Annotated in this window: 20 protein-coding genes; 6 read left to right on the forward strand and 14 right to left on the reverse strand. The window is 33.5% G+C overall.

Annotation, left to right across the window (positions count from 1 at the left end; genetic code table 11):
• Positions 1 to 9 precede the first annotated feature (9 nt).
• From pnp to IPK88_17110, 6 genes are all read right to left on the reverse strand, one after another.
• Positions 10 to 2,133: a polyribonucleotide nucleotidyltransferase gene (pnp, locus tag IPK88_17085; GenBank protein MBK8245144.1), complete on the reverse strand. Its 2,124-nt coding sequence runs from the start codon at positions 2,131 to 2,133 to the stop codon at positions 10 to 12.
• A gap of 129 nt (positions 2,134 to 2,262) precedes the next feature.
• Positions 2,263 to 2,538: a 30S ribosomal protein S15 gene (rpsO, locus tag IPK88_17090; protein MBK8245145.1), complete on the reverse strand. Its 276-nt coding sequence runs from the start codon at positions 2,536 to 2,538 to the stop codon at positions 2,263 to 2,265.
• 301 nt (positions 2,539 to 2,839) lie between these two features.
• Complete coding sequence (gene mazG / locus IPK88_17095) at positions 2,840 to 3,622, reverse strand: nucleoside triphosphate pyrophosphohydrolase (GenBank protein ID MBK8245146.1); 783 nt, start codon at positions 3,620 to 3,622, stop codon at positions 2,840 to 2,842.
• Positions 3,619 to 4,212, reverse strand: a complete 594-nt coding sequence (ribA, locus tag IPK88_17100; protein MBK8245147.1) for a GTP cyclohydrolase II — start codon at positions 4,210 to 4,212, stop codon at positions 3,619 to 3,621. Before ribA ends, mazG begins: the two co-directional genes overlap by 4 nt.
• 324 nt (positions 4,213 to 4,536) lie before the next feature.
• Positions 4,537 to 6,387, reverse strand: coding sequence for a M1 family metallopeptidase (locus IPK88_17105; protein ID MBK8245148.1), 1,851 nt, complete (start codon positions 6,385 to 6,387; stop codon positions 4,537 to 4,539).
• Entirely contained in the window at positions 6,384 to 7,241 is an 858-nt protein-coding gene (locus IPK88_17110; protein MBK8245149.1) for a CPBP family intramembrane metalloprotease, read from the reverse strand. Before IPK88_17110 ends, IPK88_17105 begins: the two co-directional genes overlap by 4 nt.
• A gap of 96 nt (positions 7,242 to 7,337) precedes the next feature.
• Here IPK88_17110 and IPK88_17115 point away from each other — a divergent pair, with 96 nt between their 5' ends.
• Both IPK88_17115 and IPK88_17120 read left to right on the forward strand, forming a co-directional pair.
• Entirely contained in the window at positions 7,338 to 7,895 is a 558-nt protein-coding gene (locus IPK88_17115) for a hypothetical protein (protein ID MBK8245150.1), read from the forward strand.
• Between the two features lie 8 nt (positions 7,896 to 7,903).
• A complete protein-coding gene (locus IPK88_17120; protein ID MBK8245151.1) occupies positions 7,904 to 8,065 on the forward strand; it encodes a hypothetical protein in 162 nt (53 codons plus the stop codon).
• 529 nt (positions 8,066 to 8,594) lie between these two features.
• On the opposite strand, the gene IPK88_17125 is transcribed toward IPK88_17120, so the two are convergent.
• Positions 8,595 to 9,149 (reverse strand): cob(I)yrinic acid a,c-diamide adenosyltransferase, encoded by a 555-nt coding sequence (locus IPK88_17125; GenBank protein ID MBK8245152.1) that lies wholly within the window; start codon positions 9,147 to 9,149, stop codon positions 8,595 to 8,597.
• Positions 9,146 to 9,829 carry an ABC transporter ATP-binding protein gene (locus IPK88_17130; protein ID MBK8245153.1) on the reverse strand — a complete coding sequence of 228 codons (684 nt, stop codon included), beginning with the start codon at positions 9,827 to 9,829 and terminating at the stop codon, positions 9,146 to 9,148. Before IPK88_17130 ends, IPK88_17125 begins: the two co-directional genes overlap by 4 nt.
• Before the next feature lie 158 nt (positions 9,830 to 9,987).
• Here IPK88_17130 and IPK88_17135 point away from each other — a divergent pair, with 158 nt between their 5' ends.
• From IPK88_17135 to IPK88_17145, 3 genes are all read left to right on the forward strand, one after another.
• Complete coding sequence (locus IPK88_17135; GenBank protein MBK8245154.1) at positions 9,988 to 10,608, forward strand: deoxynucleoside kinase; 621 nt, start codon at positions 9,988 to 9,990, stop codon at positions 10,606 to 10,608.
• A gap of 19 nt (positions 10,609 to 10,627) precedes the next feature.
• Positions 10,628 to 11,299, forward strand: coding sequence for a futalosine hydrolase (mqnB, locus tag IPK88_17140; protein MBK8245155.1), 672 nt, complete (start codon positions 10,628 to 10,630; stop codon positions 11,297 to 11,299).
• Between the two features lie 177 nt (positions 11,300 to 11,476).
• Positions 11,477 to 12,919: a T9SS type A sorting domain-containing protein gene (locus IPK88_17145; protein ID MBK8245156.1), complete on the forward strand. Its 1,443-nt coding sequence runs from the start codon at positions 11,477 to 11,479 to the stop codon at positions 12,917 to 12,919.
• Positions 12,920 to 13,097: 178 nt separating this feature from the next.
• Here IPK88_17145 and IPK88_17150 read toward each other — a convergent pair whose 3' ends face one another.
• The 6 genes from IPK88_17150 to IPK88_17175 all read right to left on the reverse strand — a co-directional run bounded on the left by IPK88_17150 (position 13,098) and on the right by IPK88_17175 (position 23,144).
• Complete coding sequence (locus IPK88_17150) at positions 13,098 to 16,343, reverse strand: BspA family leucine-rich repeat surface protein (protein ID MBK8245157.1); 3,246 nt, start codon at positions 16,341 to 16,343, stop codon at positions 13,098 to 13,100.
• Between the two features lie 172 nt (positions 16,344 to 16,515).
• Positions 16,516 to 18,258 carry a BspA family leucine-rich repeat surface protein gene (locus IPK88_17155; GenBank protein MBK8245158.1) on the reverse strand — a complete coding sequence of 581 codons (1,743 nt, stop codon included), beginning with the start codon at positions 18,256 to 18,258 and terminating at the stop codon, positions 16,516 to 16,518.
• 182 nt (positions 18,259 to 18,440) lie between these two features.
• A complete protein-coding gene (locus tag IPK88_17160; protein MBK8245159.1) occupies positions 18,441 to 20,375 on the reverse strand; it encodes an OmpA family protein in 1,935 nt (644 codons plus the stop codon).
• A gap of 70 nt (positions 20,376 to 20,445) precedes the next feature.
• Positions 20,446 to 20,781, reverse strand: a complete 336-nt coding sequence (locus IPK88_17165) for a hypothetical protein (GenBank protein ID MBK8245160.1) — start codon at positions 20,779 to 20,781, stop codon at positions 20,446 to 20,448.
• A 304-nt stretch (positions 20,782 to 21,085) separates the two neighbouring features.
• Complete coding sequence (locus tag IPK88_17170; GenBank protein MBK8245161.1) at positions 21,086 to 21,424, reverse strand: single-stranded DNA-binding protein; 339 nt, start codon at positions 21,422 to 21,424, stop codon at positions 21,086 to 21,088.
• Between the two features lie 487 nt (positions 21,425 to 21,911).
• Positions 21,912 to 23,144 (reverse strand): T9SS type A sorting domain-containing protein, encoded by a 1,233-nt coding sequence (locus IPK88_17175; GenBank protein MBK8245162.1) that lies wholly within the window; start codon positions 23,142 to 23,144, stop codon positions 21,912 to 21,914.
• Positions 23,145 to 23,355: 211 nt separating this feature from the next.
• Here IPK88_17175 and IPK88_17180 point away from each other — a divergent pair, with 211 nt between their 5' ends.
• Complete coding sequence (locus IPK88_17180) at positions 23,356 to 23,724, forward strand: hypothetical protein (protein MBK8245163.1); 369 nt, start codon at positions 23,356 to 23,358, stop codon at positions 23,722 to 23,724.
• Positions 23,725 to 23,731 lie beyond the last annotated feature (7 nt).

A 23,731-nucleotide genomic window follows, 5' to 3' on the forward strand; every position in this document is an offset into this window, starting at 1 on the left:
AAGTGAAATCTATTTATCCAACAATACCTTTCTGGACAATCTAAATTTACCCGTTTTCGGATCGGTACCTATCAATTTTACCTTGACCATATCACCAATCTTGAGTACGTCTTCGATATTTTCTATTCTGGTGTTGGAAATTTCACTTACGTGAAGCAAACCACTCTTGCCCATAAAATCTACGAAAACTCCATATGGAAAAATAGAAACTACTTTCGCATCATAAACATCACCAACTTGTGGCGTAAATGCTATAGCGCTGATCATTGCCACGGCAGCATCGATTGCTTCTTTATTATTACTAGCAATGTTGATTACACCTTTATCGCCAACTTCTTCGATATTGATTTTGGTTCCAGTTTTCGCTTGCATTTCCTGGATGATTTTTCCACCAGGACCAATAATCGCACCAATAAAACTCTTTTCAATAATAACTTCTACTATTCTAGGTGCATGTGGTTTAAAGTCAGGTCTTGCCGTGTTAATTGTAGCATCCATACGATCCAAAATATGAATTCTACCCAAACGAGCTTGTTCGAAAGCTTGTTCCAATAATTCATAAGAAAGACCATCAATTTTCATATCCATTTGTGTACCACAAATACCATTTCGCGTACCTGTGATCTTGAAGTCCATATCCCCCAAAGCGTCTTCATCACCTAGAATATCAGATAATATGGCTGTTTTGCCACCTTCAGCAATCAATCCCATCGCAATTCCTGAAGCAGCAGCCTTAATCGGAATACCTGCATCCATGAGTGCTAATGAGGCTGCACAAACCGTAGCCATAGACGAAGAACCATTAGATTCTAGAATATCAGATACAATTCTTACTGTGTATGGAAAATTAACTGGCATGATTTTTTTGATAGAGCGACCTGCTAAATTAGCATGACCAATTTCTCTACGACCCGGACCTCTCATGGGTTTTGCTTCACCTACAGAGAATGGCGGGAAATTATAATGTAAAATAAACTTCTCGTTATAAAACTCGAGGGCATTGTCTATCATCATCTCATTATCTTTAGTACCTAAAGTAACTGAAGTCAATGATTGTGTTTCACCCCTATTGAAAATCGCAGATCCATGCGTGGCTGGCAAATAATCAATTTCTGTCCAGATAGGTCTAACTTCAGTTGTTGCCCTTCCATCAAGACGATGACCTGTATTAACCATCATTTGACGAATCAATGATTTCTTTAATTTGTCAAAATATGTTGCTACAGAACTACCTTTTTCAGCAAAATATTCTTCCCCTTTTTCAGCCAATAATGCAGCCTGACAGTCTTTATTAATTAATTCGAAAGCATCTTTTCGAGAATGCTTGTCCAAAGATTGATTTGCTATTTGATTGATTCTTTCTGTGCAAAAATTCGCAACGAAAGCTTTTAATTCTTCATCAACTTCAACTGGTGTAATTACTCTTTTTGTCAGTACATTCGGGCCTAATTGTGCCGCTAAATCTAATTGTGCCTGACACTGCACCTTTATAGCTTCATGACCAATTTTAATGGCTTCGATCATATCCGCTTCAGAACATTCAGCTCCTTCCCCTTCCACCATCATTAAATTTTTCATGGTAGCTGCGACAATAATATTCAACTCAGCAGTTGCTAATTCAGAGCGGTTTGGATTAACCTTGAAAACACCATTTATTTTTGCAACTCTGACTTCAGAGATTGGACCTTCCCAAAATATATTAGAACAACTTAAAGCTGTAGATGCTGCTAAAGCTGCCAAAGTATCCGGCATGGTCTCAGCATCACCGGAATATAAATAAATAACGATTTGAGTTTCATTCAGATAATGGTCAGGAAACAAAGGTCGAATCGGTCTATCCACTAATCTTGATATCAACACCTCATAATCTGACAATTTAGATTCTCTTCTAAAAAAATTGCCCGGAATTTTTCCAGCCGCAGCAAATTTTTCTTGATAATCTACCGATAGGGGGAAGAAATTTTGTCCTGGTTTGGCTTCTTTAGCAGATACCACACTGGCGAATAGCATTGTATCGCCAAGTCGAACAACTGCAGAACCATCTGCCTGCGTGCCTAATTTACCAGTCTCAAGTGTTACTTCACGACCATCAGGAAGTAAAAATGAAGTGGAAAACGGAGTTTGTAAACCCATATAATACTTTTTCTTAATATGTTTAAAATGTCAATACTCTATGCAAAAAACCAATAAAAGGAATAAGCATCGAAATTGATATGCCAAAAAGTAAAATTGAATGAAATCAAATCAGATTCAGAAGTGCAATTACTTTCTTAAGCCTAATTGTTCAATTAACTCTTTATAACGGGATAGGTTCTTACGGTGTAGATAATTCAATAATTGCTTACGTTTACCTACTAAATTAAGAAGTGTTCGTTTACAGGAAAAATCTTTACGGTTAGATCTTAAATGTTCAGATAATGCAAGGATTCTGTGTGTAAATAAGGCTATTTGACCCTCAGTTGATCCTGTGTTTTTTTCTGAACCTCCGTATTGATTAAAAATTTCAGAAGTCTTTTCTTTTGTTAAATAATTTGCCATAAATATGTTGTTAGTTTACCAAATGTGATCACTAAGATCAGTTTTAGCGCCGCAAAAGTAGCTAATTATTTGATTCCAAACAAATTATTCTTTTATAACTAATTATTTTTACCAAAATTAGTAGCATTAGTAATTCAACTACTCCATTGATAACAAAACGTTTTCTTTTTGTCATCATTTTTGCAAAATCGGGCAAAAATGTTGCAAAAAAGCATAAAAATTTTCTCTAATCGACGGATTTTATCAGTCACAAAAAATATATCGCCCCTACAGGGCTCGGATCAAAAAATACACAGTAAATCTAAAGGTTCTCTTCCTTTTTAACGCGCTTAGCTTCATTCCACAATGCATCCATTTCTTCTAAACTCATGTCATTCAAAGGTTTAGGAGCTTTCGCTTCGATATATTCAAAACGTGAGATAAACTTCCGGTTGACTTTCTCAAGAGCAGCTTCCGGATCGATCTTCAAAAATCTGCCATAATTGATTAATGAAAAAATAACATCTCCAAATTCATCTTCTATTTCATCCTGTGGTCTTCCCTGGTCAATATTAGACTTTAGTTCTGCAATTTCTTCCTCAACTTTTGCCCAAACCTGATCAATATGATCCCATTCAAAACCAACTTGCTTGGTCTTTTCCTGCAATCGGTAGGACTTAACCATGGCCGGAAGGGATTTGGGAACGCCTGACAACAAACCCTTTTTGCCCTCCTTAAGTTTAAGTTGTTCCCAATTTCGCTTTACCTCTTCTTCATCAACTACTTTGACATCGCCATAAATATGAGGGTGGCGATGGATCAATTTTTTTGAAATCGTTGACATGACCTCTTCAAGGGTGAACCATTGTTGTTCTTTGGCCATCCGGGCATAAAACAGAATATGAAGCAAAACATCACCCAACTCCTCTTTTATTGCTTCCGGATTATTGCTTAAAATGGCATCGGTCAACTCATAGGTTTCTTCTATGGTCAATAAACTCAAAGACTGAAAAGTTTGCTTTTTGTCCCAGGGACATTGTTCCCGCAATTCATCCATGATTTTGACTAATGAAAGAAATCCATCCGATAGTGCTTCTTTCGTCATAACTGAGATTTTGGTAAGATGTGCCCTAGTTTATCGCGTTTCGTATCCAAATAGTATTCATTTTCAATATCCTTAGGCTTAATCATGGGTATCATTTCAGATACCAGAATTCCATGTTTTTTTAGGAAGCTTGATTTGTTAGGGTTATTTGTTATTAATCGGACACTTTTAATATTAAATTCATTTAGAATATTTACTGCATGACTATAATCTCTTAAATCTGCTTCATAACCCAGAACTTGATTAGCCTCTACTGTATCCATCCCATCATCTTGGTATCTGTAAGCTGAAATTTTATGATGTAAACCTATACCTCTACCTTCTTGGCGCAAATAAATCAGCATACCACCTGCTTTTTGAATTTCAATAAGGCTTTGGTTCAGCTGAAAACCACAATCACATCTTGTAGAACCAAATACATCGCCAGTAAGACATTCTGAATGTATACGAATCAAAACGTTTTCCGTTTGATTAAAATCATGGGTAACTAAAGCCAAATCGGGTTGATCAGCAAGATTAAACAAGTAACTATGGATTTCAAACAAACCAAAATTTGTAGGCAATCGGGCGGAATTGGAATTTAACTTCATGCTTTATATAAAAAAACTCAAGGTAAACCATTGAAAGCTGCCTTGAGTTCATTTTGAGTTGAGTTTTGGTTAATAGTGGCTTTTCAACCTCTTCGATAGAAGCTTTTACCTTGCCACACGGAACAAGCTGCACTGAACGTCAATACAGCTATGACGATACTGAAAATTAACATGATTTATTTTTCGTTTGCTTGATTTGAAGGCACAATATAGTCAGGGTTTACCCTGATTTTATAATTTTCTTAATTTTTTTTATATAATTTATTTTTATATATGTGCAATACTATAAACCAGTTGAAAAGACATTAAATTAATCCAAAATTTTCATTTTACCGGCATCCATTTATTATTTGAAATATCGATATCCAGCATTTTTTGCTTGGGATCAATTTGAACGGAAAGAATATCTTCAAGAGACTCATTAACTGTAAAAGCATATTTAGGACTTACCCAATGCCAGGGATCCAAAATCTTTACCCCCTTGTCCAATTCTTTATGCCCAAGCATTAAATCTATGGGAATATTGAAATGTAGTAATTTGCCATTTTTCAAAGTGACAACCAGGTCTATCGGCATGGGAAAAGGCTCCAATCTGGATAAAACAATGATTGATTTACCTTCCTTAATGGTCAATACGGAATCGACAGCAAAATCCATTTTATAAGTCGTATTCACAAAATAATCTTTGAACCAATCTAATTCCAGTCCAGAGGTCATTTCCATCACTCTAAAAAAATCATCCGGATTGGGATGTTTAAAACGCCATGCATAATAATAATCCAACATGCCTTGTTCAAACAATCGATCTCCAATAATATATCTCAATTGATGCAAACACATAGCGCCTTTGGAATATGCTGCAAATTGATAGGCTTTGGTGGTTTGAAAAAAATCAGCGTGCGTAGAAAGTGGTTCTTCAACTTCTTCCGTTACAAATTTAATATAATTCTTAACCGTTACTAAATGAGAATCTTCCACCTTGACAGATCCAGGAATCAGATTTAATGAAAAAAGATAATTCATAACTTCCTGTTGTGCATAAGAAGTGAATCCTTCATCCATCCATGGATAGAATCCTTCATTAGACGCCAATAACATTTGAAACCAGGTATGCATTAATTCGTGAACCCCAACACCAACTAAACTAATTAAGGGCCTGTTGCCAGTAATTAATGTTGCCATAGGATATTCCATACCTCCATCACCACCCTGAATAAAGGAATACGATTTGTAAGGATAAGGTCCGAATTTCATTTCAATAAATGTTAATGCTTCTCGCATTATGGATGGAAAAGATTTCCAAGCCTCATCAAATTTTTCATTCGCTTGGTGATAAAAATGCAATACTCTGTTATTTGAAATCTGAACCGTATCATGAACATAATCGGGATCCGCAGCCCATACAAAATCATGAACTTTTGGAGCATAAAACTGCCATATCGTGTCCGGCGAATTATTTTTTAAAGTTGATTTTACATACTGAGGATCTGAGCTACTCAATGCATAACCAGTTGCAGCAATGGTATATTTTTTATTCATTCGAATACGAACCAAAAAATCACCCCATGGGGCATAAAACTCTCCGCCCAAGTATTGATTGGCATGCCAACCGTGTTCATCATAATTGCATAATTGGGGATACCATTGTGACATAGAATAATCTATACCTTCTTTGTTCATCCGACCTGATCTGCGAATCTGTACAGGAACCTGAGCGAAAAATTTCATAGTCATTTCAGAAGAATCAAATGGAAAAATAGGATGATGCAATTCAACCTTCAAAATTGATCCAATAATTGTCCAATCAACAGACTTATTATCTTGCTTCAAAGATTTAATTTCATGAAATCCAATTTCAGATTCTTGCAATTTACCAATACGATTGGCTACTCGTGGATCCGGATCTGGAAGATTACTAAATCTAACATCCATATCGCTACCCGGTTGAAATGCATTAAAATAAAGATGATAATACAAAGTAGTTAAGGTATCTGGGCTATTGTTTCGAAGAAGCAGTTTTTGTGAACCGTCGAATTGATGTTTAGCGTCATCAAAATCAATATTCATTTCATATTTTACACTTTGTTGCCATCGATAAGATTGCGATTGGCCTAACAATATAAAACTACAAAAAAATATAGCAAGGTTAAGATGTTTGAAGCAAGAAAAAATCATATTATTTTTTTAAAAATAAAAGAAATTGGTTTGAGTTTAAAACACAATTTAGATAAAATCAGATAGATAAAAAAACTTATAAAATTTAGTATCACCATGTTTATCCCCATTGGATTATCAATGATAAAAAGTGAGTCTGTTTTAAGTGCAGCATCATTAAAATTAACGAACAGCGCGCCATAAATATTAGTAGCTATGTGTATGCCAATAGTTTGCTCTATTCCCTCATCCAATACTGCAATAACACCTAATATCAATGCTGTACCAAAATAAAAAAAGAACATCAAAACATAACCAAATTTTTCGTTCTCCGGATTACCGATGTGCATTAAAGCAAACATCAAAGAAGAAACCGTTATAGCAAGATATCTATACTTTAAGATCAAGGCTAAACCAGACAATAAATAAGACCGGAATAAAACTTCCTCAGTCAATGACTGAATGGATATCATGGTTAAGGCAACAAACAACAATACCAAAAAAGCAGTAGGATTCCATTGTAAATGATACGCCCCACCTAAAAAATAATAGTACACTAAATCTGACAAACCACATAAAACCAGCCAAGTAAAAAATCCAAAAAACAATCTACTGGTTCTAAATCCATTGAAAGCATTAAACAATGAATGGATTGGTCGTTTATGCAGATAAAAGGTACATAATAACAATCCAGCCAAGATAGTAACAAATGGAAAAAGCAATCCTATTAAAGTCTGATTGCGATCCACAGTATCTACTTCAATGAGTCCATAAACCAAGACCGCTCCTGTGACCCCTGAAAGATAGCAGATCAATATCGTCAATATATAAAAAAACAAGCCTGTATTTCCTTGTTTCGCTTTTTCTAAAAACATGTTAGAGATTACACCTATATTTGAGCGACAAAAGTATGAAAACGCAGGTAAATGCTTTTCAGTATTATTTGTCTAGCTAATTTGAATTCAATCAAAATGATGTCAAAAAAAGAAATCTCCATTATTATTGCTATCGTGTCCGGAATCATCATTTCACGATTACTGCCTCACGCTCCTAATTTTACGGCTGCCATAGCTGGGTTTATATTCGGAGGAGTTGTCCTAAAACAAATAAAATTTGGTTCATTATTACTGATATGCTATTTTTTTGCAGATTTGCTGTTAAATAATTTCATCCTAAATCCTTTTAGTGGGACGATGATTTGGTTTAAACTCAGTTCACTATGGATATATGTACCCTTAATCCTTGTATTTCTGCTAGCCAATAGATTTACACAACTAGAATCCCAGCCATTTAAAATCATCAACATGAGTCTGTTAAGTTCCATGTTATTTTTCCTAATCAGTAATTTTGGGGTTTGGACTGTTGATACTTTATACGCTAAAGATCTGATGGGATTATTGACTTGCTATTGGGCAGCCATTCCTTTTTTTGGCAATGAACTTGCGGGAACACTATTTTATACCAGTTTATATTTTGGGATATATTGGCTTAGTGAATCTTATAGCAAAACCAGATCTGTTAGACTATAATCAAAGACATGGATTCAGATAAAATCAATGAATCTGAAGATTATTATCTTGAAGATGGATTTATTGTGTTTACAAGAGCTTTTCACCTCAAGAGAGGATATTGTTGCCATTCAGGATGCAGGAATTGTCCGTATAAGGATCAATCCAAAGAGCAAACTTCTAACAAATGATGCCTGAGTAACAGCCTTGAAATTTAAGCCTTACACTATATTCTGAATTCCTTGACCTATACGCAGAAGAAAAGAGGTTGAAAAATTATTTTGGTAGTATGAAATTCTTCTAAAATATTAATTTCGTTTTAATTAGCAGCTTTTTGTTCTTTTTTCATGAAAAAAAAGAACCAAAAATTCTAGACTGTAAGGTCTAAGCCTAAAATAATTCCATGAAACCTAAATTCAAAAAACTCGCTATTGGCCTTCTTTCATTTGTTTAGCTTAACACTTGCCCAGCTAGCATTATTGTTCTTTTTATAGCATTATGTTGAGCTCATACAGTTTTGAATTTTTAACGGTTTCATTACATCTTTTTTTTACGGCTTATCCCTTAAGGTCAATCCAAATTTCTATGACTACTTAAAATTATATATTTTTCCCGAGTTTAATTTGTGAGGTAGCTCCATGAATGATCATATTTTCTTGAATATTGCAAGAAGTTTTGATATTGTGGGTATAATAAAAGACTAATGCGCCTACATTCCAACTATTTAATTGACTTAGGAATCCAAGGAATTTCTTTAGTATCTGATCCTAAACCTAGGTAACGGGACAAAACAAATAAATAATCTGAAAGCCTATTGATATAAATCATTAACTGATCATTAATGGGTTCAGCATGATGAAGTTCTACCATACATCGCTCCGCACGACGGCAAACTGTCCTACAGACATGAGCCTGAGCCACTAAAACGGACCCACCTGGCAAAATAAAGTGCTGTAGTGGAGGCAACATCGATTCCATACGATCTATAGCGAGCTCCAAAAAAACGATGTCCTCAGCAGAAAAAACGGGCAATTTCAGACCCGGTTTAGCAGGATCAGCAGCTAAGTAGGAGCCAATAACAAACAGTTCATTTTGGATCTTTAAAACTTCTTTATGAACTTGTTGATCACTTATTTGGGCATTCAGTAGTCCCAAATGGGCATTCAATTCATCAATAGTTCCGTAAGCTGAAATCCTTAAATCATCTTTAGAAACCCGTTTCCCGCCAAAGAGTGAAGTAGAACCTGAATCTCCGGTTTTGGTATATATCTTCATGATGGTTTGGTAATTTGGTCCGACTCAATATATCCATCCTTCAGCCGCACAATACGATCAGCAAAAGCAGCTATGTCAGGCTCGTGCGTTACAACAATTATGGTATTGCCCCGCTTATGAATCTCCTTAAAAATATTCATAATTTCTTCGGAAGTCTTTGAGTCCAGGTTTCCGGTAGGTTCATCAGCAAGAATAATTGCTGGATTATTAATTAATGCCCTGGCTATAGCCACACGTTGACGTTGACCCCCGGAAAGTTCATTCGGTTTATGTGTCATGCGGTCGGCCAAGCCAACTTCCAACAATACTTTTTTCGCCCTTTCCTCCCGATCAGCCTTACTTACCCCTGCGTAGACTAGAGGTAAGGCGACATTTTCCAGAGCTGTCATTCTGGGTAAAAGATTAAATGTTTGAAATACGAAGCCAATCTCTTTATTTCGAACGTCGGCTAATTCGCCATCACTCATTTTGCTGACATCAATTCCATGCAGTATATATTCTCCAGAGGTTGGACTATCCAGGCAACCGATGAGGTTCATCAAGGTTGACTTCCCACTACCTGAAGGCCCCATTAAAGCGAGATATTCATTTTTCTGCACTTTCAGATCAATTGATTTGAGGGCATCAATGACTTCATCGCCCATCAGGTAGCGCTTTTGGAGTTTCTTTACTTCAATAATTTCATCCATGATACATCGTAAATAAAAGTAAAATTAGTTCTTTAGCTGCAAGTAAGCGGATATTTTAGATATTTGACAAAATTATAACAAAGCTCAAAGTTTTGTAGTTGATTGAATGGTAAGTTAATCAGCCATTTAAATACCACAATTAGGAACTCATGATAAAACATATTGCCATAGCGGGAAACATAGGTGCCGGAAAAACCAGTTTATGTGAGGCCTTAGCCAAACACTTCAACTGGGAAGTACATTATGAAGATACCAGCAACAATCCCTATTTAAATGATTTCTACTATGATATGCAGCGATGGGCATTCAATCTTCAGGTTTATTTTTTGAATTCCAGATTTCAACAATTGGTTTCGATACATTCAGGATCTAAAACGGTCATTCAGGATCGGACCATTTATGAAGATGCCCATATTTTCGCTCCTAACTTACATGAAATGGGATTGATGACCAGTCGTGATTTTGAAAACTACTTCACACTTTTCACGATCATGATGAGCACCATTCAACCACCCGATTTACTGATCTATATCAAGGCATCCATACCCACCTTAGTGGGCCATATTCAATCCCGAGGCCGAGACTATGAAGGCAACATGAGTCTTGATTATTTGAAAAAATTAAATGCCCGGTACGATCAGTGGATTAGTGAATACAAACACAGCCCTATTGTCATTATAGATGGAGACAAACTAGACTTTATCAATTCCCCGGAAGACTTAGGAAGCATCATAGAATCTGTAAAAGCCCAAATTGGAGGATTATTTTAAACCACAATAATTAAGGTCTATGAAAATCTTACTCGTTTCAGCGACAGTCTTTGAACTCATGCCTACTTTGGAATATCTTGAAAAACATTTCGAGACCAAGTCCTTTTCAGAATTTACAAATGGGATACATAGTATTCATCCCTTTGTAACAGGTGTAGGGAGTCCCTTGATGGCTTTTGGCATGGGCAAATTGCATGATGCTCCCACTTACGATTTGGTGATCCATGGAGGCCTTAGTGGGGCGTATAATCATCAATTCAATCTTGGGGATGTCGTAGAAGTTGTTAAAGAACGCTGGGCTGACTTAGGTGTAGAAGAACAAGATGGAGGGTTCACAGATCTCGTGGAGATGGAATTGATGGATGGCAACAGAATACCATTTTCGGAAGGATGGATTCTCAACAAACAAACCAAGTACACAACCGGACTTAAACAATGCACTGGATTAACTGTCAATAAAGTATCCGGTACACAAAAAACCATTGACGCTATTAAAAATAAATATGCCGCTGATGTAGAAAGCATGGAAGGTGCTACCCTATTCTATGCTTGTCGAATGTGGGACATTCCATTTATTTCTATTCGAGGTATATCCAATTATGTCCAACCCAGAGATAAATCATCCTGGAAAATTCCGGAGGCTATTGAAAAAATGAATGAGCAGATTATTGGAATGATTGGGAAGTTGTAGAAGGAATATGAGTGTTTTGACATGATTTTTTATTATTTACAAAAAGCTAAGTTCGTGCCTTTTCAAATAAATTTCAAATTTTAAATAGCAATACATTTTTATATAAATGTAAAGATTAATTATTAAAATTTGGAAATAATAATATATCCTGTTAGTTTTAACTTCTAAATCATTTTTATGAAATATATAATACTATTGGTTGTTATTCAAACATCCTTGAATTCATTGTATTCACAAAAAATACAACTTGATTCAGCTTTTGGGACAAATGGAATTGTTAATTTTATTACGGATTATGGATTTGGATATCTAAAAGTAAATTCTAATAATGAGCCAATTGTTTTAAATGCAGGTGCTTACTTAGTTAATAATTCAATAAACTATCTTGATCAAAATGGCATACTAAAAAATAACTTACACAATAATCCAGTAATTATAAAGCCTCCTTTTGATATTTTTAGTGAGTACCCACGCATGGACATTGATTCTAATAACAATATTTATTTTATGAGATCTTTGATTGGAAAAGATAAAAAGCACTATATACAAATAATTAAAATACTTGAAAATTCTGAACTCGATACTTTGAATAAGGGAATTGGGATTTTAAAAGAAAGTTTTGGTTTTTCACTTCAAAGCTTTAAACGCCTTAAAGATGATAATTACATATTATCAGGACAGAATGGCTCCAATAGCATATTTGTAAAAATTAATGAACAAGGGGTAATTGATTCCACTTTTCATAATAATTTTGTAAATTCAACTCAATTCTTAAGAACTGGTTCAATTGCAGCAGTTGAAAGCGATGGGGAAAATATTTATGGTGTTCTTCATTTGGAAAATTCAATTTCCTTGCTAAATATAAAATTTGATGGTTTAATCAATTCAAATTTTGGTTCAAATGGAATTGTAAATTTATTTTCATTTAATCCTTCAATGATACAACAATATCAAGTGAGAAATATTAAAATTCTTCATGATAATTCAATAATTGTTTCTTTTTCAAATGAATCCATACCCAAATCTACATATGTTTATAAAGTAACTAAAAATGGTTTGATTGATAATACATTTGGTAACAATGGATCCATTTTTAATTATAATTATTCATCAAATCAATGTTTAACAATAGATAAAAATGACAATATCTATACAAACATATCCTATCCTATGGGGAATAAAATTGTCAAATATTCAAAAAATGGAACTATTGATACTGATTTTGAAAAATTAAACCCAGAATTTTATCCCATAAATATTGATAATATTATTTATTCAGAACCATATACCATATATTCGATAGGAACCTACAATGATACAATTACATTAGCCAAATTTACAGTTAAGCCTGTTGTAAATTCTAATGCTATTAATGAAGATCAATTAGTTAATATTTTCCCTAACCCAATTCATTCAAGTATAACTCTAAAAAATGTAAACATTAATTCTAAGATTAGAATCTTTGATAACCTTGGAAGAATTCAAAACGTCAATATTTTAGATAAAATAGGAAACAACATATTTATTAATGTAGATCATTTGATCAATGGAATATACTTTATTGAATACACTGACAAGAATTATTTTCACAAAGTCTTTAAAGTCATTAAAGCAAATTAATTTCTACGCATTCAAGTTCGATTTCTTACCATTCGCACCAATACCATTCTGTGATTGGTGAGTAATAAGAACTACCTTAGTATATCTTAAAACAAGTCTTTTGGTGAATAATCTGTTTCATGCCTCATCAGATCAATTCACAAACGAATTATTTTCTTGTAAAGAATTATTCCACTTTCTAATACTTAAAAACTTTAATTGTTTGTGGAGAATCTGAATTGTTTATAATAAGATAATATATCCCAAGAGGTAACATTTCTAATGAAATGGTATTCATTGTGATTATTCCTTTGACAATAACCTTTCCTGTTAAATCAGAAATCGAATAAAAAGATCCATTGTGATCTTCGATATTCAATATTCCAGAAGTAGGATTAGGATAAAGAAATATTTGTGAAATACTTTCTTCATTATGTGTTCCTACAGTTGCACAATCATTACCACTCGGTGAGTCGCCATTTATAGTCCACCCTTGTGAATTAACAAGAGTATTCCTTGCAATTTCTGCATTTGCGCCATATTGTAAGCCGCTTGCACCAAGGAATCTGTTTTTAACCGTTGGGTTATTTGATTGCCAACCATTTAATGTAGCTGAGTAGTGGAAACAATCCAGACCAGAGGAGTCAAGCATATTACTTAAGTTCACATTTGGACTTAAAATCCATTTACCAATATCTTGATTAAATTGGTCTGCATAGCTGAACATATAAGACATATCTTTTACAAAAGCTGTATTCCAGTAACCTATATCTTGATTAAATGAGCTTGCACCAAAAAACATTTCAGACATATCTGTTACAGTTGATGTATTCCATTTCCCAATATCTTGGTTAAAATTGTTTGCATAGCTGAACATAAATGACATATTTGTTACACTATCGGTTTTCCAAGTGCTGATATTTTGATTAAATTTGTCAGCAAATTCAAACATATAACTCAAATTTACAACATTTTCAATATTCCAGCCACCAATAAATTTATTAAACAAAGTTGCATTTTGAAACATAGATTGCATACTTTTAACGTGCATTGTATTCCAACCTCCAATATGTTTGTTAAATGTGCTAGCTCCCTCAAACATATAACTCATATCTTGCACATTTTCCGTATTCCAATCTCCGATATCTTGATTAAAAGAGGTAGCTCCAGCAAACATATAACTCATATCTTGCGAATTTTCTGTATTCCAGTGTCCGATATCTTGATTAAATGAGGAAGCCCATGAAAACATATGATCCATCTTCGTGATTTTTTTTGTATTCCATCTTCCAATATCCTTATTAAAAGATGTAGCGCCTGCAAACATATAACTCACATAATTTACATTTGAAGTATTCCAATTTCCGATATCCTGATTAAATGAGATTGCTCCCCAAAACATCCTATCCATCCACTGGACCTTTTCTGTATTCCACCTTCCAATATCCTGATTAAATAAACTTGCTCCCATAAACATTGAACTCACAAAAGCCAATTTTGAAATATTCCAATTTCCGATATCTTGATTAAATGATCTTGCATTAGCAAACATATATTGAGCATTTTGTAAATTCTCTGTATTCCAGTTTCCGATATCTTGATTAAATGAGGTAGCTCCAGCAAACATAGACCCCATATGTTTAACATTCGATGTATTCCAGCCTCCTATATTTCCATTAAATGAACTTGCTCCAGCAAACATATATCCCATGTCTGTCACATTCGATGTATTCCAGCCTTCTATATTTTGATTATATGAACCTACTTCTGCAAACATATAACTCATGTCTGTCACATTCGATGTATTCCATTTTCCTATATCCTGATTAAACAGGCTAGCTTTATAAAACATCCTTGACAAATTTTTAACATTTGATAAATTTGGGCTATTACTTGGTAGAGAAATTAAATTAGAACATCCATAAAAAGCATTTTCCATACTTGTCCATTGAACATTTCCCCATTGAATTACACTTATTAATTTCAAATTGTCAGTACTATTAACAAAATAAAATCGTTGCAAATATGTAGGTTGCAAACTTACAGTTACAGTATCTCCAGCTTCTATTTTCAAGTTATTTAGAGTAACAGCTCCACTTAATTCAGGGTTAAAACTTCCACTTCCATGATTGCCTGATGGTGATGCAACCCATGTATATCTAACAGAATGTGTTGATAAGCTATTAAATTTGATCTGTGACGATGCATTTGCAAATGTCCATTTTGTTGTAAAATATTGACTAATATTATCGAAACATTCCCTACCGCTAGGTAAATCACCCTTTATTGTCCATCCAAGTGAATCTATTATAAATTTTCTTGCATTAATTGCATTTATACCATATTCTAAGCCAATTGCACCTAATCGTTTGTTTTGGATACTTGGATTATTGGATTGCCAATTAATTAGAATTGCAGAATAATTCTCACAGTCTATATCAGTTGAATCAAGCATATTATTTAAAAAAACATTAGAATTGAATTTCCATTTGCCAATATCTTGGTTAAATGATTTAGCACCATAGAACATATGATCCATAGTTGTCACATTAGAAATATTCCAATTACGAATATCTTGATTAAATGATTTTGCCCCTGAAAACATGTGGTCCATTGAAATCACATTCGAAGTATTCCACGCTCCAATATCTTTATTAAATGTGATTGCATTAACGAACATGTTACTCATACTTGACACCTTTATTATATTCCAACTTCCAATATCTTTATTAAATGATTTTGCATTATAGAACATATATTTCATCTGTAATACATTTGCTGTATTCCAGCTTCCAATTTCTTGATTAAAAGCGCTTGCTCCATCAAACATAGAAACCATATTAGTTACATTCGATGTATTCCAGTTTCCTATATTTTGGTTAAATGAGATTGCTCCCAAGAACAAATTAGACATATCTGTTACACTTTCTACATTCCAATTGCCAATATCTGAATTAAAGGAATTTGCAACTGCAAACATATATGACATATCAGTCACATTGAATAAATTTGGCTTATCCTTTGCAGTAATATTCAAATTTCTACACCCCTTAAATACACTATTCATACTTGTCCATGGCACACTTCCCCATTGAATTACATTTATCAGATTTGTTTGATCTGGTCCATTATCGATATAAAACCTTCTTAGCTTAGAAGGATTCATACTTAGCTTTATAGTATCTCCAGTTAATATATCTATATTGCTTAATGTAACAGGACCTGCCGTAGTCTGAATAAAAATTCCACTTCCATTTTTGCCAGAAGGCAATGCGCTCCAAGTATAGGTTACAGTATCTGTGGTTTCAGCATTAAAATGTATTTGATTTGTTGCTTTATCAAAAGTCCATTGAGTTATAAAGTCCTGACTTTGAACAATATTGCTATGTGATAAAAAAGTAATAAGAAAAACCAAATGTCCAATTTTTAGAGTTACTGCTTTCATGAGCATTGCTTTAAATGAAGTAATTTAATTATGAAAATTTAAATGTCTTGAATCTTTTAGTAAAGATACTAATATTAATAAAAACTTATTTCAATTAAATATAAAATATAAATTTGTTACCAGCACAAGTTGGAAACTTGCCTAGCTTAGGGAATACCCTTATAAATGATCTCTAATACTTAAAAACTTTGTTTGTTTTTTTAAAATTAGAATTGATTAAAGTAACATAATACATACCAGATGGTAAGGATTCTAACGATACAGTATTCAATGCAATTATTCCACTGTTAACAACCTTTCCTGTTAAATCAGAAATTGAATAAATAGATCCATTGTGATCTTCGATGTTCAATATTCCAGATGTAGGATTAGGATAAATAAAAATGTTAGTTATACTTTCCTCATTATGCGTACCAACAATCTCACAATCATTACCACTTGGGGCGTCGCCCTTTATGTACCATCCTTGTGAATTGATGAGCGCATTTCTTGCATCTTCAGCATTTTTTCCATATAGTAAACCGTTTACTCCCAGGTTCATTTGATTTACATTCGGATTATTTGTTCTCCAACCAATAAGAGTAGCTGAATAGTTTATACAATCCAAATTTGTTGAATCAAATAAGTATAATAAAGACGCCTTAGGATGCAAAATCCAATTTCCAATATTTTGATTAAAAGCACTGGCTCCAGAAAACATGGCATACATATCTTTTACATTGGAAGTATTCCAGTTACTAATATCTTGATTAAATGATTTTGCATGTCTAAACATAGATGCCATAGTGCTCACTTGTACAATATTCCAACCACCTATATCCTGATTAAATGAACTGGCAGAATTAAACATATTTATCATTTTATTTACATTTTCTGTGTTCCAGTTTCCTATATCTTGGTTAAAAGAACTTGCTCTCAAAAACAAATTCGTCATATCAATGACATTTGTGGTATTCCACCTTCCAATATCTTGATTAAAATTAATTGCATCCGCGAACATAGAATGCATGGTTATTACATTAGTTGTATTCCAATTTCCAATATCTTGATTAAATGCTTTAGCATTGGAAAACATTCCAGACATTCTTTCGACATTTGAAGTATTCCAATTTCCAATATTTTTATTAAAGGATATTGCATTTGAAAACATACTATGCATTAACTTCACAGTATACGTATTCCAATTTCCAATATCTTGATTAAACGAACTGGCATTTGAAAACATGTAGGACATATCTCTGACTATAAATGTATTCCAATTTCCGATATTTTGATTAAACGAGATGGCTCTATGGAACATATAAGACATATCTTGAACATGCGATGTATTCCAACTTCCAATTTCTTGATTAAAAGAACTTGCACCATTGAACATCCAGGCCATAATTTCTATGTTTTCAGTGTTCCAGTTGCCAATATCCTGATTAAATGAAGATGCCCCTGAAAACATAAATGATAAATCAACAACATTCGATAAATCCGGGTTATCTTTAGCGTCAATTTTCAAATGAGCGCATCCTTTAAAAGCACTATTCATGCTAGTCCAAGATACGCTACCCCATTGAATTACATTTATTAGATTTGCTGTATCAGGACCATTATCAATATAAAAACGACGTAGTTTATTAGGATTCATAATTAGATTTACAGTATCCCCTGGCAAGATATCTGCATTAATTAATGTAACGGCTCCGGGCGTGGTCTGAATAAAACTTCCACTTCCTTTATTACCAGAAGGCAATGCGCTCCAGGTATAGGTCACCGTATCTGTCGTTTCAGCATTAAAATGTATTTGATTCGTCGCTTTATCAAACGTCCATTCGGTTATAAAATCTTGACTATGAACTACATCGCTAAATGACAATAAAGCAACGAAAAGAACCAAATGTCTAATTTTTAGATTTACAGTTTTCATAAGCAATAATTTTAATTTTAGGATTTCAAATGTAAAATTTTTCTAAACTTAATATCTTTAAGTAAAAATACATAAAAATAATTAATCTATAAAATATAATTTATAAATTTGAAAATATCCAATTCTATACGTATCTCAAAAGTTACATTGAGAACCTAACCACATCATTTGGCCTAATCCATCTACTCTTTAACTTCCCTTAAATAATAAATTTCATCTGCATTATTAATTATTCCCATTCCGAAATTCGATCTCAATCGATTGGTCTCATCTAAATCTAAGACGGGATACAATTTTAATTTTCTCTTCTCCTTGTCAATAAAAGTATATTGCGTCCCATATAGTTGAGGCAAATTTTTAAGCATTAATACTTTATCATATAATAGAGCATAATTATGCCAATATGACTCACCGATCATACAATTCTGTTCAATTAAAGGAAGATACTTTTCTATAAACAAAGTGTCATTAGAATGTGATAAAATATTAATAAGTCCTTGAACTGCTCTGGATCCGACATCCCTGATTTTTGGAAAATTTGTATCTTGATTTCCTTTAGGAAATACTAATTTCTTCACTTGAGCATCATAAGTTTCAAAATAATCTAGCTTAAGATTATAAGAGCATTTATACAAAGTATCATCATTCTCTACATATCCAATATTTTCCTTTAGGTCAAAGCACAAAGTCCTGTATTTTTGATCTAAGCAATAAATAGAATCTAAGTAAAAAGCCTCATCTGATTTATTGTATATTGAATATTTCTTCTTAATTTTTTTCAATATGTCTTGATAACTTGAATGATACTTCAACTTCTCAAGGTGAGGATCAAATAAAAATAAAATAGCGCGTTCATCATTAACACTAATTAACCATTTATTAAAATATGAAACTGCTGTAGGAATATCATTTTGGTTCAAACTCATCAGTGCTTTTCTATATATTGCTGAACTTACATCTAAATTTAATCTAACCAGTTCAACCCTTCTGTTAGCTTTTCTTCCAACATTAGTATTATTGTCAGAAATGGGTTTATTACTTCCATAAGCATTAATAAATAAATTGAATTCAGGAATTTGAAATTTATCCATTAAATAATACTTGACACTCATTGCTCTATCTTGAGACAACAATTCATTTTCATTTCCAGAATTATCTGTATGCCCATTGATCAAATAGCAATAAGTTGCATTCAATGGATTATCTTGAAAGATTGCATCCAATTTATGGTGGTCATCATTAGATAATTCCTTCTTATTGGATTCGAAATGAAATGTCCATTTACTTTCACTGATATTTCTTTTTGCAAATTCCTTATAATATTTACAGAATGGCGTTACTTCAATACTATCTAACTTTGCATTGGAATCCAATTCTATCAAAGACACTTCATCAATATAATAATAAGGATAATCATCATGAGAAAAATTCTTAATATTATGTTTCTGAGGAAACCTATCATCTTTAAATGCACCAATCGTTACATACTTTAATGGACATTGAGCCTTCAGATAAAAAACAATTTCTGTCCATTCGTTAACTTTTACCGTATCATAAAAAAATTTAGGAACGCGCATGAGATCATTTTTAATTTCCTCAGGAGGATCCAATGAAAAATACACCCCAATATGGGACTCGAGATTGATAGGATTTTGGGCATTTTTCTGAAGATAAACTTTCATGCTGAATTTATAAATAGAACCGATTTTCATTGGATTGGTGAGTAAATTTGTCAAGTAAGCACCCCAACCCCAATTTTGACCACCAATAAATCTATCTGAACTTCTAGGTAAGTGATTTTGGTATAAAAATTGAACCATCCCATTCCCCTCGCTAGGTTTGCATTGGTCATTTTTGCCTATTGTATTGTAATCTTTTTTACTTATTGTTGTGCCTATTGAATCATTACAATAAGTAACTTGCCATGAGTTATTTTTCCAATGACTTAATAAGTGAATCGTCCAAGGATAGTATGGATCTTTTATTCTTTCATCAATTTTATACTTTGAATGTTCTTCAAAATTCCCATTAGGGATTAAATCTTGGGCATTCGATTCGGAAAAACTCAGTCCTATTGAGGTTAAAATAACGATTGAACAAAACAAATAATATTTCATAAATGAAATTAATAAAAAAAGTCCAATCAAAATGAATGATTGGACTTTTTATTATCGATAAGATATGATCTTATTGTTGGTGGTATGCTTGGTTGTGACTTAAAGGGCCATTGCATTTTGCACAATTTCCTGCTGCACCGGCTCCTCCTTCGCATCCTTTAGCACAGGTAAAGTGCCAAACGCCTTTTGCATTTTGAGCTGGTTCAGGTGTTGTAGCCGCAGGTGGTGGAGTTACTTCTCCTGCTGCTGGAGTAGTCGCTGGTGTCTCTGCAGGAGTAGCTGCTGGAGTAGCTGCTGGAGTTTCTGTTGTAGCTGCTGGAGTTTCAGTAGGTTTACTTTCATTTTTACAAGATCCTAGAGTTAAGAATAAGGCAAAAACGAAAAGACCAAAAATTGAATTTTTCATATGATTTGTTTTAATTGTTTACTAAATAATATTTCGCAAATTCTTCAACTTACTTAATTGAATAATTTCGCAAATTCTTCAACTTACTTAATTGAATAATTTCGCAAATATAACTATTTTTTGAAATATGTAAACATGATATTTGGAAAATAGTATTTCTAAGCTGATTTATCTCAGATTAGCGATTAATCAATTACTCATTATTATATAAAAGTTCAATTAAACAAAATTTACAAATATCTAACCAATCCTGCAATACAACGGACTACAAGATTGGATAGCATATAAAACTCAAAGAATAGTTCTAAGCGTCTTTGCCCAACTTAACGATTTCGTTGACGATAATCTCAGATATGTATTTAGTTACTCCTGTTTTGTCTTCGTAACTGCGATGAGCCAAACGACCTTTGAGAGCTACTTCGTTTCCTTTCTTCAAGAACTTGTCCATGAATTCAGCTTTATTATCCCATGCCACTACATTGTGCCAGGAAGTGTTTTTTACTTTTTCGCCATTTGACGAAGTGTAGGATTCATTTGTTGCAATAGATACCCGCGCTAATTTTTTACCTTTCTCAAGGGTTATTATTTCTGGATCCTTACCTAAGTGTCCAATGAGTTGTACTGAATTTCTTAAAGAGTTCATAAGATTAAAATTTAAAACGTGAAACAAAAAATTTGATATTGACAACATTGTCGATGCAAAGATGTGGGGCAGTGCAAAAAAGAGTCGTATGTTATCCGTATAGATCCGAAAAGATCCGTAAGTAAACGTAAGATAACGGCTACAGTCAATGAATTAGGAATAAAAATGAATATTAAAATTTTATATAGTAATTGGCACAAGTTGCAAATATCCCGACCGGAGCGTCGGGAAACTTGCTCCAGCATTGGGGCGTCGGGAAACGTGAGCCATCATAGGAATAATTAAAGAAGGAATTGGCAGACACATTAAACTGAGTCTAGAACTATTGGAAAATAAAACAAGATAGCAAAACAAAGGCTATATGCAATAAGCGTTTCATTGGCAAATCAAGCATTCTGCACAGCTTAAACTTCGGCCTAGTTGGACAAGAAAGCAGACCGCACTCCCTTACTGCATATTGCCTCAGCCGAACTTAAAATAAATAATACTATTTGAGTATAATTTTTTTCAAACCCTCACCATACCTATTTGTAACTCCATCATAATATACCCGCACAAAATAAATTCCAGCCGGTAAAAAAGACAGATCAAGATCGGCATAAGTATGTTGATCACTCAAACTCAAAACACGTTCTCCAATATTATTCAAAACATCAACAGAATATTCCTTACAAGCTTTACACTGAAGATCCACAATCATTCTACCAGTCGTAGGATTGGGGTAAGCAATAAAATGAATGGATTCTTTTACATCATGATTATTCACAGGATATGCAACAAATTTCCAAAAATCCTTTTGAGTTCCCAAACTGCCAGAATAACCTTGGGCCAGATAACCATATTCCCCAATTGCAAATCCAACTGCTTCTACCCTTTCAAGACCAGGTAAAGATGTGACGGGCCTCCAAGTATCACTGAATTGATTGTATGCCCAAAAATCATTTTTCCCACCCGTATGACCAGAACCAACATATGCTTCATTATAAATAACGAATGAAACTGCTTCAGACCTCGTCACCCCAGGAAAATTTGCTTTCTTTGTCCAAACATCTAGTGAAGGATCATACTCCCATAAATCATTATAAGTAATAGTTGCCGATCTACCTAGTGTAATATAACCTTTAGTACCTATAGAAAAAGCGGATGCAGCATCCCTTATATTACCAGGAAAATTTGCTTTTTTAGTCCATTTATCTACACTTGGATCATATTCCCAAAGATCTGATATCTGGCCACCTGAAATAGCTCCAGTGCCAACATATCCTTTACTTCCAATTGAAAATCCTATAGCATCACGTCTGGCATTTCCTGCGAAATCAGCTTTTTTAGTCCATGTATTGGCAACAGGATCAAATTCGAACACATTTTTTGAAATAGCAGAATTTGAACCTGAACCGTAATATCCACTAACTGCATATCCTTTATTCCCAATTGTAAAAAAAGCTGGTTCTCTGGGACCGATAAGCGGAATACTTGCCATCTGTCGCCAAGAATCATTCACAGGATCATATTCCCAACAATCACTTAACCAATTGGGATATGCTGCAGTACCACCAAATATATATCCTTTGCCATTAATCGTAAATGATCCTGATTCAGCACGTTTAGATGCAGAAGCGGGTAAACTGGCAACTTCTACCCATACCTCAGGTTCTCCTTGAGCCATTAGAAAGCTAATACTAGAAAAGAAAATTAAAACCAAGTATTTTTGTAATCTCATAAAATTCATATTCTAAAATAATGATTTAAAACCAAACGAATGACTCAAGTAAAATTAAATAAAATTGTGGAATATTTACATTAATAATTGATTCAAGTCTCGTAATTACTATCCTTTAACATGATAATTAATTTTTACACCACTAAATATTCCTTACATTCAGACTAAATAATTCATTTTAGGTGTAAATTTGTAAACACAATTAAACACTATGCTTCACGCTAAAAAAACGCTTTGCCCAATCTGCGGAACCTCATTCCTGGGTCGTCGAGACAAAAAATTTTGTTCAGACAACTGCAGAGCCATATCCCATCAAGCTGAAAAACAAAAACAAGCCCCCATCATTAAACAAATCAACACCATTCTTAAAAAAAATCGAGACTTACTAATAAAACTCAACACAACAGGAAAAATAACATTGTTCGAAGATCAATTACTTAAAAAAGGTTTCGATATGCAATATTACACCCATAGCTTCACCACAAAAACAGGAAGAACCTATTACTTTTGTTATGATGAAGGATATGCTTTTTTGGAAGACGGAAGGGTGCTTTTAGTAAGACAAAAACAAGAAGAATAAAATGAAG

This window comes from Candidatus Defluviibacterium haderslevense, assembly GCA_016712225.1.
GTDB lineage: Bacteria > Bacteroidota > Bacteroidia > Chitinophagales > Saprospiraceae > Vicinibacter > Vicinibacter haderslevensis.